General features: G+C 37.8%; 9 protein-coding genes. 7 read left to right on the forward strand and 2 right to left on the reverse strand.

Going from position 1 to position 12,620, the window contains the following annotated elements; translation table 11 throughout:
- The first annotated feature begins 664 nt into the window (after positions 1-664).
- From ACU1LP_RS12645 to ACU1LP_RS12675, 7 genes are all read left to right on the forward strand, one after another.
- On the forward strand, positions 665-1,111 hold the full coding sequence (locus ACU1LP_RS12645; RefSeq protein WP_445732079.1) for a MarR family winged helix-turn-helix transcriptional regulator: 447 nt from the start codon (positions 665-667) through the stop codon (positions 1,109-1,111).
- A 6-nt stretch (positions 1,112-1,117) separates the two neighbouring features.
- A complete protein-coding gene (locus ACU1LP_RS12650; RefSeq protein ID WP_445736433.1) occupies positions 1,118-3,511 on the forward strand; it encodes a 3-hydroxyacyl-CoA dehydrogenase NAD-binding domain-containing protein in 2,394 nt (797 codons plus the stop codon).
- 268 nt (positions 3,512-3,779) lie between these two features.
- On the forward strand, positions 3,780-4,136 hold the full coding sequence (locus ACU1LP_RS12655; protein WP_445732081.1) for a four helix bundle protein: 357 nt from the start codon (positions 3,780-3,782) through the stop codon (positions 4,134-4,136).
- Between the two features lie 27 nt (positions 4,137-4,163).
- Complete coding sequence (locus ACU1LP_RS12660; RefSeq protein ID WP_445736434.1) at positions 4,164-5,354, forward strand: acetyl-CoA C-acyltransferase; 1,191 nt, start codon at positions 4,164-4,166, stop codon at positions 5,352-5,354.
- A gap of 286 nt (positions 5,355-5,640) precedes the next feature.
- On the forward strand, positions 5,641-7,446 hold the full coding sequence (locus tag ACU1LP_RS12665) for an acyl-CoA dehydrogenase family protein (RefSeq protein ID WP_445733087.1): 1,806 nt from the start codon (positions 5,641-5,643) through the stop codon (positions 7,444-7,446).
- A 100-nt stretch (positions 7,447-7,546) separates the two neighbouring features.
- On the forward strand, positions 7,547-8,875 hold the full coding sequence (locus tag ACU1LP_RS12670) for a M28 family peptidase (RefSeq protein ID WP_445736435.1): 1,329 nt from the start codon (positions 7,547-7,549) through the stop codon (positions 8,873-8,875).
- Positions 8,876-9,204: 329 nt separating this feature from the next.
- The gene (locus tag ACU1LP_RS12675) at positions 9,205-9,297 is read left to right on the forward strand and encodes a transposase (protein WP_445734500.1); all 93 of its coding nucleotides are present in this window, start codon (positions 9,205-9,207) and stop codon (positions 9,295-9,297) included.
- A gap of 565 nt (positions 9,298-9,862) precedes the next feature.
- On the opposite strand, the gene dnaB is transcribed toward ACU1LP_RS12675, so the two are convergent.
- Both dnaB and ACU1LP_RS12685 read right to left on the reverse strand, forming a co-directional pair.
- Entirely contained in the window at positions 9,863-11,404 is a 1,542-nt protein-coding gene (gene dnaB, locus ACU1LP_RS12680) for a replicative DNA helicase (RefSeq protein ID WP_445736436.1), read from the reverse strand.
- A gap of 168 nt (positions 11,405-11,572) precedes the next feature.
- Entirely contained in the window at positions 11,573-12,526 is a 954-nt protein-coding gene (locus tag ACU1LP_RS12685) for an acetyl-CoA carboxylase carboxyltransferase subunit alpha (RefSeq protein WP_445736437.1), read from the reverse strand.
- Positions 12,527-12,620 lie beyond the last annotated feature (94 nt).

A 12,620-nucleotide genomic window follows, 5' to 3' on the forward strand; every position in this document is an offset into this window, starting at 1 on the left:
TGAAACGCCAAATATTATAGAGCTATTGACAATCAGTCATTTAAAATGTATGTTTCAATTTTTGTCATGTACTTATCATCATATTATTAAAAAAAACTCCTTAAATAATTCCTCCCTTTTTTCAAGGGGAGAGTTTGTGCCGAATTTTCGGTATGCCGATAGGCGGTGGGGTCGACTTAAATATTTTTTAATGAAATATCTTTTTTTTGTCATGTACTAAAATATTCATAGACACCTTTCCAAAACCAGAAGAAAGCTCACAAACCATGTTATTCATCTTTTTAGGATGCATAACATTCGGATTGTTTGTTTCCTACATTTACACACAATGGGCACAAATTTAAACAGTTGGTACAGGTGCAAAAGCAGGTGCCATTATTGGTGTGTTCATTGGGCTGTTTTACAATTTTTTCAATTTGGCCATGAACTCATAAACGGATATCCAATTGGCGGCTTTAAATGTGGTAATCTCCATTGTAATGACCAGCACTATTGGTGCTGTTATTGCTGTGGTTAATGGCAAAATGGGGTAAAACTTATTTGCTCTTCAATAATTAATACAAACACCTCCTTCACTGAGGTGTTTTTTTATTTAAAATTTTTGTCAAATATATTATGCATGCATAATATATTTTTATATATTTGGAGTTAGCTACCAAAACACATGAAGGAAAGAACTATTGACTATATACTGCGAACTACATGGCTGGCAGTTCAAAAAATGTATAACGAAGAAGCCGCAAAATTTGAAAGCACGATGGCAACTGGTTTTACATTACTAAGCATTGACCCCGAACAAGGAACTCCTTCAACAGCTTTGGGACCTAAAATGGGCATGGAAGCAACCAGCTTATCCAGAATATTAAAAACAATGGAAGCTAAAGGATTAATTGAACGTCACCCAAACCCAGATGATGGACGAGGTGTTATTATCCATCTTACCGAGTTTGGAAGGGAAAAAAGAGCTTATTCAAAAGAAAAGGTATTGACCTTTAATGATTCTATAAGAAAAAATGTTTCGGAAGAAAAATTAAACACCTTTTATGAAGTTGCCGATGTGATTAGCGACATGATATGCAACAAAAAAATATACGATCAAAACGACAAGTAATATAAAATGAGCAAACGAAGAATTAAAAAAGTAGCCATTATTGGTTCGGGAATTATGGGAAGCGGTATTGCATGCCATTTCGCCAATATTGGCGTGGACGTGCTATTGCTTGATATTGTTCCACGGGAATTAAACAATGCCGAAAAAGCAAAAGGCTTAACACTTGAAGACAAAGTAGTAAGAAACCGATTGGTAAACGATGCACTGGCAGCTTCATTAAAATCGAAACCCTCACCTATTTACCATCCCAGTTTTGCCGATAGGATTACCACTGGAAATTTAGAAGATGATATTGCCAAAGTGGCCCAAGTGGATTGGATCATGGAAGTGGTGGTTGAACGCTTGGATATTAAAAAAAGCGTCTTCGAAAAATTGGAAAAACACAGAACGCCCGGTACGTTGATTACCTCGAACACATCGGGAATTCCCATTCATTTTATGAGTGAAGGGCGCTCTGAAGATTTTCAAAAGCATTTCTGCGGTACCCATTTTTTTAACCCTGCGCGTTATCTAAAATTATTTGAAATCATTCCTGGTCCTAAAACGTCGCAAGATGTTTTGGATTTCTTGAATATTTATGGGGAAAAATTCCTTGGAAAAACGTCGGTAATCGCTAAAGACACACCTGCCTTTATTGGAAACCGCATTGGGATTTTTGGTATTCAAAGTTTATTCCATCAAGTAAAATCATTGGGATTAACGGTTGAAGAAATCGATAAACTAACAGGCCCTGTTATTGGGCGTCCAAAATCGGCAACTTTTAGAACCGTTGATGTGGTTGGATTGGACACCTTGGTACATGTTGCCAACGGGATTTATGAAAATTGCCCCAATGATGAAGTTCACGAACTATTTAAGTTACCGGATTTCATCAACAAAATGATGGAGAACAAATGGTTTGGAAGCAAAACCGGACAAGGTTTTTATAAGAAAGAAGGCAAAGACATTTTAGCTTTGGATTTAAATACTTTTGAATATAAACCCAGTAAAAAAACAAACTTTGCAACTTTAGAATCAACCAAAACCATCGATAAAGTTATCGACCGATTTAAAATTCTGGTTTCAGGAAAGGATAAAGCAGGTGATTTTTATAGAAAAAATTTCGCCTCTCTATTTGCCTATGTTTCAAACAGAATTCCTGAAATTACCGATGAATTATATAAAATAGATGATGCGATGAAAGCAGGGTTTGGTTGGGAACATGGCCCTTTCCAAATTTGGGATACCATTGGTGTTGAAAAAGGTATTGAAATCATGAGAGCCGAAGGTTTGGAACCCGCCGCTTGGGTAAATCACATGTTGGCTTCTGGCAGTAAATCGTTTTATTCCGTTAAAGATGGCGCCACCTATTTTTATGACATTCCTACTAAAAATCAAGAAAAAATACCCGGTCAAGATGCTTTTATCATTTTAGATAACATTCGAAAATCCAAAGAAGTATTTAAAAATACGGGCGTTGTCATTGAAGATTTGGGCGATGGTATTTTAAACTGCGAATTTCAGTCTAAAATGAATACCATTGGAGGCGATGTGTTGGCAGGGTTGAATAAAGCCATTGATATTGCTGAAAAGAATTTTGCTGGGTTGGTTATTGGAAATCAAGGGGCAAATTTCTCGGTTGGTGCCAACATAGGCATGATTTTTATGATGGCCGTGGAACAGGAATATGATGAACTTAACGCAGCCATTAAACATTTTCAAGATACCATGATGCGTATGCGTTATTCAGCGATTCCAACGGTGTCCGCACCCCATGGCATGACATTGGGCGGAGGTTGCGAATTATCCCTGCATGCCGATAAAGTGGTGGCAGCTGCCGAAACCTATATTGGTTTGGTAGAATTTGGTGTCGGCGTCATCCCAGGAGGTGGAGGTTCTAAAGAAATGACTTTAAGAGCTTCTGATTCTTTCAAAAAAGGAGATGTAGAATTGAACAGCTTGCAAGAATATTTTTTAACCATTGGTATGGCCAAAGTAGCAACATCTGCTTATGAAGCTTTCGATTTGGGTCTGCTTCAAAAAGGAAAAGATATCGTTATTGTGAACAAAGACCGCCAAATAGCCACCGCAAAAGCCCACGCTAAATTAATGGCAGAAGCTGGTTATACACAACCCGTAAAACGTAACGATGTAAAAGTTCTTGGTAAACAAGCATTAGGCATGTTTTTAGTAGGAACGGGTTCTATGGAAGCAGCCAACTTTATAAGTGAGCACGACCATAAAATTGCCAATAAACTGGCTTATGTGATGGCAGGTGGCGATTTATCTGAACCTACATTGGTAAGCGAACAATACTTATTGGACCTAGAACGCGAAGCTTTTTTAAGTTTATGTACCGAACGCAAAACTTTGGAACGCATTCAGCACATGTTGAAGACAGGGAAACCGTTACGTAATTGAGTGTTTAGTACATAGTATTAAGTACAAAGAATTAAGTACAAAGTATTAAGTACATAGAATTAAGTACATAGAATTAAGTACAAAGAATTAAGTACAAAGTATTAAGTACAAAGTATTAAGTACAAAGTATTAAGTACAAAGTATTAAGTACAAAGTATTAAGTACATAGAATTAAGTACATAGAATTAAGTACATAGAATTAAGTACATAGAATTAAGTACAAAGTATTAAGTACAAAGTATTAAGAATTAAACTAATAATAACAATTATGCATAGGTTTGAAGATTTAAAAATATGGCAAAAAGCTATGGATATTACTGAAAACTGTTATCGTGTTTCTGCTGGTTTTCCATCTGAGGAAAAATATAACCTCACATCACAAATTAGAAGAAGTGCCGTTTCAATTCCTTCAAATATAGCAGAAGGTGCGGGAAGAAATTCCAATGGTGAATTCAAACAATTTTTAGGTATAGCCAATGGTTCTTCGTATGAATTATTAACACAACTATATCTTTCCGAACGATTAAATTTAGTTTCAAAAGAAACAATAAAACCCATAGTAAATGAGATTATCGACGTTTGTAAAATGAACTATTCTCTACAAAAAACGCTGACAAAATCTTAATACTAAATACTAAAATCTTAATACAATATGAAGACCGCATATATAGTAAAAGCATACAGAACCGCCGTTGGCAAAGCGCCAAAAGGTGTGTTCAGATTTAAAAGAGCAGACGAATTGGGTGCTGAAACCATCCAATACATGATGAAAGAATTACCAAATTTGGACGTAAAACGTATTGACGACGTGATGGTTGGTAATGCGATGCCGGAAGGCGCACAAGGACTTAATATGGCACGATTTATTTCGTTAATAGGACTGAATAGCGTGGATGTTCCCGGTGTAACCATCAATCGTTTTTGTTCTTCAGGAATTGAAACCATTGGTATTGCAACCGCAAAAATCCAAGCAGGAATGGCAGACTGTATTATTGCAGGCGGTTCAGAAAGTATGAGCTCGGTGCCTATGACAGGATTTAAACCAGAATTGAATTACGACACGATTAAAGCGGGCCATGAAGATTATTATTGGGGCATGGGAAATACTGCCGAGGCGGTCGCCAACCAATTTAAAGTGTCTCGTGAAGACCAAGATGAATTTGCCTATAATTCACATATGAAAGCTTTGAAAGCACTTGCGGAAAATCGTTTTCAGGATCAGATAGCTCCTATTGAAGTGGAGCAAATATTTATAGATGAAAACGGTAAGAAAGCCACTAAAAAATATACCGTAACAAAAGATGAAGGCCCTCGTGCAGGAACCAGTCTTGAAGCTTTAGCAAAACTGCGTCCGGTTTTTGCTGCTGGTGGAAGCGTAACTGCTGGAAACTCATCGCAAATGAGTGATGGTGCTGCTTTTGTAATGGTAATGAGCGAAGCTATGGTAAAAGAATTAAAACTTGAGCCTATAGCCCGCTTGGTAAGTTATGCAGCTTCAGGTGTTGAACCACGAATTATGGGTATTGGTCCTGTTAAGGCCATTCCGAAAGCATTAAAACAAGCAGGATTACAGCAAAAAGATTTAGAATTGATTGAATTGAATGAAGCATTTGCATCACAATCGATAGCGGTTATACGCGAGTTAAGTCTTAATCCAGATATTGTAAACGTAAACGGTGGCGCCATTGCTTTGGGGCATCCGTTAGGTTGCACAGGAGCAAAACTTTCGGTTCAGTTATTTGATGAAATGCGTAAACGTACCATGAAAGGCAAATATGGTGCCGTTACCATGTGCGTAGGCACTGGCCAGGGTGCTTGTGGGATTTTTGAGTTTCTGAACTAAAAGCCCCACCTAACCTCCCCAAAGGGGAGGAACGATTGAAAACAAAAAAAATTAAAAACAAAATAGAAGAGTTTCAAAGAATGACCATGGGTTTCCAAAATGGTCTAAACGGTAATAGCTAACAGTCTATTATCTATATTCTTTTCTCTCTTTTCTTAAAAAAAACACTTGAAAACAAAATAAAAGAGTTCCAAAGAATAGCCATGGTTTCCCAAATGGTTTAAATGATGGTAGCCAACAAGTCTATTTTCTTTATTCTTTATTCTCTTTTCTAAAACAAAAAACTATGGAAGAAAAAGAAATTCTAAGAGGCGGTCAATTCTTGGTAAAAGAAACAAAATGTGAAGATATATTCACTCCTGAGGATTTTTCTGAGGAACAAGCGATGATGAAGGAAGCGGTTACCGAATTTGTTGACCGGGAAATTTGGCCAAAAAAAGCACAGTTTGAAAAGAAGGATTATGCCTTAACAGAATCGTGTATGCGTAAAGCCGCAGAACTCGGTTTTTTAGGGGTTTCAGTTCCAGAAGCATACGGCGGATTGGGAATGGGTTTTGTATCCACCATGATAGTATGCGATTACATTTCTGGTGCCACGGGTTCTTTTAGTACCGCCTTTGGAGCGCATACCGGTATTGGCACTTTGCCCATTACACTTTACGGCACGGAAGAACAAAAACAAAAATATGTGCCAAAATTGGCGTCCGGTGAATGGTTTGGTTCGTATTGCTTAACAGAACCAAGCGCAGGTAGTGACGCCAATTCTGGGAAAACCAAAGCCGTTTTATCTCCCGATGGAAAATATTATAGCATTACTGGTCAAAAAATGTGGATCTCCAATGCGGGGTTTTGCAGCTTAATGATTGTATTTGCTCGTATTGAAGACGATAAAAATATTACGGGTTTTATAGTTGAATACGACCCAAAAAATACAAACGGTATTACAATGGGCGAAGAAGAGCATAAATTGGGCATTCGCTCCTCCTCCACCAGACAGGTTTTTTATAACGACACGAAAGTCCCCGTAGAAAACATGCTTTCTACCAGAGGCAACGGTTTCAAAATTGCCATGAATGCCTTAAATGTTGGTAGAATTAAATTGGCTGCTGCCTGTTTGGATGCGCAACGCCGTGTTATTTCAGTTTCTGTAAACTATGCCAATGAGCGCATTCAATTCAATACGCCAATTTCCAGTTTTGGCGCCATTCGTCAAAAAATAGCAGAAATGGCAACCAATTGTTGGGTTGGTGAAACGGCCTGTTACCGTGCCGCAAAAAATATTGAGGACCGTATTGTACTTCGTCAGAATAACGGAAAGGACACCCACCAAGAAGCTGAATTAAAAGGTGTGGAAGAGTATGCTATAGAATGTTCTATTTTAAAAGTGGCCGTTTCGGAATATACCCAAAAATGTACGGATGAAGGTATCCAGATTTTTGGTGGTATGGGATTCTCTGAAGATACTCCGATAGAATCGGCTTGGAGAGATGCGCGTATTGCCCGAATTTATGAAGGCACCAACGAAATAAACCGTATGTTAAGTATTGGCATGCTAATTAAAAAAGCGATGAAAGGCCATGTCGATCTATTAGGTCCTGCCACCGCAGTCGCCAATGAATTAACCGGGATTCCTTCATTTGATGTGCCTGATTTTTCAGAATTATTCTCCGAAGAAAAAAGTATCATAGCCAATCTTAAAAAATTATTTTTAATGGTGGCAGGTGCTGCATTGCAAAAATATGGTGAAGAAATCGAAAAGCACCAACAGCTTATGTTAGCGGCTTCCGATATTTTGATTCAAATATATTTGGCAGAATCGGCTATTTTACGTGCTGAAAAAATGGCGAAAAAAGATGGCGAAGAAGCTGTTAAAGAACAAATAGCCATGGCTAAATTAAATCTGTTCCATGCCATTGACGTTATTGAAACCGCAGGTAAACATTCTATCATTTCGTTTTCTAAAGGCGATGAACAACGTATGATGCTCATGGGCCTAAAACGTTATATTAAGTATGTGAACATGCCAAATATTATAGAATTAAGAAACATCATTGCTTCAAAAGTTATAAAAGAAAATAAATATTGCTTTTAAGCAATACATTACAGTGACTAACTCAATTATCTAAAAACGCTTCGAATTTAATTTTCGAGGCGTTTTTATTTTCATTATTTTAGAAGAAAAATATTCCTTTATGAAAAAGTCTATTTTAATTATCCTCTTGTTTTCTTTTGAATTCATTTTTGCACAAACCAATGAAAAAATCTACCAAATTGTAGATAATGTTTCTTCAGAAAGAATCCAAAAAGATATTGAAACCCTTGTAAACTTCGGTACACGCAACACCTTTAGCGACACCTTATCCAATACTCGTGGCATTGGTGCCGCCAGACGGTGGATAAAATCTGAATTTGAAACAATTTCCAAAGGTTGCAATAATTGCTTAAAAGTATTTTACCAAAAAGATTTTGTGACAAAAAAAGGCAACAATCGGGTGCCTCATGATGCATGGGTGGTCAATGTGGTTGCTGTCCAAAAAGGCACTAAATATCCAAATCGATATATCATAATGAGTGGCGATATTGACTCGCGCGCTAGCGACACGATGGATTTTACAACCGACGCTCCAGGTGCCAACGATAATGCTTCCGGAATGGCGGGTACCATGGAAGCTGCCAGGGTGCTTTCAAAATATACATTTGAAAACAGTATTGTATATGTGGGTTTATCCGGTGAAGAACAAGGGCTTTTTGGTGGTGCCGGACTTGCGGCTTATGCCAAAGAAAAAGGTTGGGATGTTATTGGTGTATTGAATAATGATATGATAGGGAATATTGAAGGTGTTGATGGTGTGATTGACAACAGAACCTTTAGGATTTTTTCTGAACCTGTACCGCCTACCGAAACAGAAAAAGAACGGAATGCTCGCCGGTTTTATGGTGGTGAGGTTGATGGTATTTCGCGCCAATTAGCCCGTTACATCCATAAAAACGTAAAAACTTATATGCCCGAAATGAACCCCATGATGGTTTATAGACTGGATAGATTCGGGCGAGGTGGCCATCATCGTCCCTTTAACGATTTAGGGTTTGCAGGCATCCGGATTATGGAAGCCCATGAAAACTACACCCAACAGCATCAAGACATCCGGGAAGAAAACGGTGTAAAATATGGCGACGTCATAGCGCATGTAAATTTTGGTTATGCTAAAAAACTAACTGCCGTAAACGCTATAAATTTAGCTAGTTTAGCTTGGGCGCCACCTGCTCCAAAAACGGTTGCTATTGGCGGCATGGTAGAAGCAGCGGCTAAACTAAAATGGGACAAAGTAGTAGGCGCAAAAGGCTATAAAATTTATTGGCGGGACACTACCTCTCCTACTTGGGATTACAGCCGATATGTTGGCGATGTTACCGAATTCACTTTAAATGGTATTGTTATTGATAACTACTTTTTCGGAATTTCTTCGGTTGGAGAAAATGGCTTTGAAAGCCTTGTTACATTTCCAAACAGCGTATTTTGAAAGGAGTTAAAAATGACTTAATATAAATTTTCCATCATTCTGTTAATGAAGGCAACCTCTAAAAACTCACCCATTAAAAATAGGTTAAGATAAATTTGTGTAATAATTTGATTATCATTGTATTGCAGTTATTATGAAGAAATTTAAAAGGCATAGGGATTACGGGTTTTTCGACCAAGATATACGGTTGAGCAAGTTGGGCAAATTGGGAGATCCATTAGAAAGGCTGGACCGAGGGGGTCGATTTCGAAATATTCAGGGGATTATTGGAAAGCAACCTGATGCCATTGGCAAAGGGCAAAGGTTGAAGACGCCTCTACGACCATGTGATGCTATTCAATATTTTGATACTCCATCGTTTTTATGATCTATCAGACGAACAAGTAAAGTATCAGATCAATGACAGGATGAACTTTATGTGATTTCCCAGTCGTTCTTCTATTGAATAGGAATGACTAAACAACCGTAATTACGTTGAAAGATACTCAAATTTTCTTTTTTGAAAAATGATTTAACACTTTGTTCTAATAAAGTTTGAAAACCCACCCCTAACCCCTCCAAGGAGGGGAATAGCTCTCGTTTTCAGATTCTAGTTTTAAGTGAAAGTTCATGTTTCGATACATGCGGAGATGAAACTGCCAAAACTGTAGTCTAATTTGATATTTTACCTTAACCAGCATCCAAATTACCTGAAAATATGGATGCGCACCGGAACCGTTCCCCTCTTGGGAGGGGCTAGGGGTGGGTTATTATTATAAATGAATACAACAAGAATCTACACCAGTTTTAAAAAATCTATAGATTTTTTATTCGTAACAATTGTCTTTACATCGATTTTTAGCTTTATTCGTGCATTCGTGGCAAATAAAAAGTGTGATTTTGTCCTGACATTTTATTAGTCAGTCTTTCCTTTTTATTAAAATTAGTGGTAGAAAGGGAAGAATTTTGAGTTAAAGTAAGATTCCTGTTTTCACAGGAATTTAGCCATTAAAACGGGACTTCGTTATCCTCATCATCATTAAACGAACTTCCAAAAGCTTGGTCTGGACTCACTTTAAAGGTATCGGATTTAAAGGTATCGTCGTTGGCGGCAGCATTCATTTTAGAATGAAACTCGAAAGGTGAATCAAAATCATCCAAATTATCGAATTTACCTAGATGACCGATAAATTTTAAACGGATGTTATCCAATCCGCCATTACGGTGTTTTGCTACTATAAATTCCGCTTGACCTTCGGTTGGAGTACGTTCCTCATCATCCCATTCGTCAATTTTATAATATTCCGGACGGTAAATAAAGCTAACAATATCCGCATCCTGCTCAATGGCCCCAGATTCCCGTAAATCTGAAAGTAACGGACGTTTGCTTCCGCCACGGGTCTCCACAGCACGCGATAATTGCGATAAGGCAATAACAGGCACATTCAACTCTTTTGCCAAGGCTTTCAAGTTTCTGGAAATCATGGAAATCTCTTGCTCACGGTTTCCACCATGGCTACTACCACCAGTCATTAACTGCAAGTAATCAATCATAATTAATTTGATACCGTGTTGTGATGATAAACGACGTGCCTTTGCCCGTAAATCAAAAATGGAAAGCGACGGCGTATCGTCAATGAACAAAGGGGCTTTTTCAAGTCCTTTTACTCTTACGTTTAACTGTTCCCACTCGTGCTTTTCTAATTTACCAGTACGCAATTTTTCCGAGGACAATCCGGTTTCGCTGGAAATTAAACGGGTTATTAACTGTACCGATGCCATCTCCAAAGAGAAAAATGCTACGGGTATATTTTTTTCTACCGCAATATATCGTGCCATAGATAATGTTAATGCCGTTTTACCCATACCTGGACGTGCCGCCACAATAATTAAATCGGAGGGTTGCCAACCTGATGTTAATTTATCCAGTTTGTTAAATCCGGTTGGAATACCACTTAAACCTTCTTTATTTGAAATTTCTTCAATTTTCTTTTTGGCTTGAATGACTAAATCTTGAGCGGTTTCACTGGATTTTTTAATATTCCCTTGGGTAACCTCATATAATTTTGACTCAGCTTTGTCCAATAAATCGAAAACATCCTTGGTTTCATCATACGAATCCTCAATAATTTCATTGGAAATTTTAATCAAACTTCGCTGAATAAATTTCTGCAAAATAATACGCGCATGAAACTCAATATGTGCCGATGAGGATACTTTTTGGGTTAGGGAAATCAAGTAAAAATCGCCCCCGGCGACTTCTAATTTTGAGTTTTTCTTTAACTGTGATGAAACGGTTAATAAGTCCACCGGTTCGCTATTTTCAAATAGATGAAAAATAGCCTCAAATATGTGTTGGTGCGCAGGAAGATAAAACGCATCCGGACTTAAAATATCGATAACTTCGTCAACCCCTTTTTTGTCAATCATCATCGCTCCAAGCACAACTTCTTCTAAATCAAGTGCTTGTGGTGGTATTTTTCCTTTCTCAAGACTGATTAATGTACTCTTGTCAACTTTATATCCTCTAATTTGGTCGGGTTGTTTCATAACTACGAAAGTAACTAAAATGAACGTGCATTGGATGAAAAAAAAGCTTTTGATTGTTAACTGGTCGTTAACAATTTAACTGTTAATAACTTAAAAATATTGTCAACATCGCAAAAAAAATCTGAAGCGGCCAACTTCAGATTTTACTTTGTTATGGTTTTAAACAGGTTAGTCCTTATAGACGCCCATTTGCAAATATTTATCCATCCGTTTTGCCACTAAGTCTGTTGGTGATAAGTTTTTAAGTTTTTCATAAGATTTAACAATGGCATTACTAACCGATATAAAAGTTTTCTCTCTATCTCTGTGGGCGCCCCCAAGTGGCTCTTTAATGATTTCATCCACTAGTTTTAGTTTTTTCATATCGATAGCTGTTAATTTCAATGCTTCGGCAGCTTGTTCTTTAAACTCCCAACTGCGCCATAATATGGATGAGCAAGATTCTGGGGAAATTACGGAATACCACGTATTTTCAAGCATTAAAACCACATCGCCAACACCAATTCCCAAAGCACCTCCCGATGCGCCTTCACCTACAATAACGGTAATAATTGGCACTTTTAGCCGGGTCATTTCAATAATATTCCTAGCAATGGCTTCGCCTTGTCCGCGTTCTTCAGCTTCAAGTCCTGGGTAAGCGCCTGGTGTATCCAGAAGTGTTACCACTGGAATACCAAATTTTTCGGCAGATTTCATTAATCGAAGCGCTTTTCTATAGCCTTCCGGGTTTGCCATACCAAAATTTCTGTACTGGCGCGTTTTGGTGTTATAGCCTTTTTGTTGCCCAATGAACATAAAACTCTGGTCGCCAATTTTACCTAAACCACCTATCATGGCTTTATCATCCTTAAACCCTCTATCGCCATGCAATTCCAAAAAAGTGGAGCCGCAAATGGCTCGAATATGGTCCAAAGTATAGGGTCTATCCGGATGACGGGATAACTGCACACGCTGCCATGGCGTTAGGTTTTTATAAACTTCTTTTTGTGTAGCCGCCAGCTTTTTCTCGATATTCGAACAGGTTTCAGTAACATCTACTTCGCTCTCTTCACCAATGACTTTACATTTTTGCAATTGGTCTTCAAGTTCTTTTATGGGGAGTTCAAATTCTAAGTATTCCATAAGAATTTTTTGTTTTGCTATTAATGAATTGGTTAGTCTACAAACCTACATATTTTTTCATTTTAAATAAGAGTCTGTTTAAGAATTTGTCAAT

It is taken from the genome of Mariniflexile sp. (genome assembly GCF_052728615.1).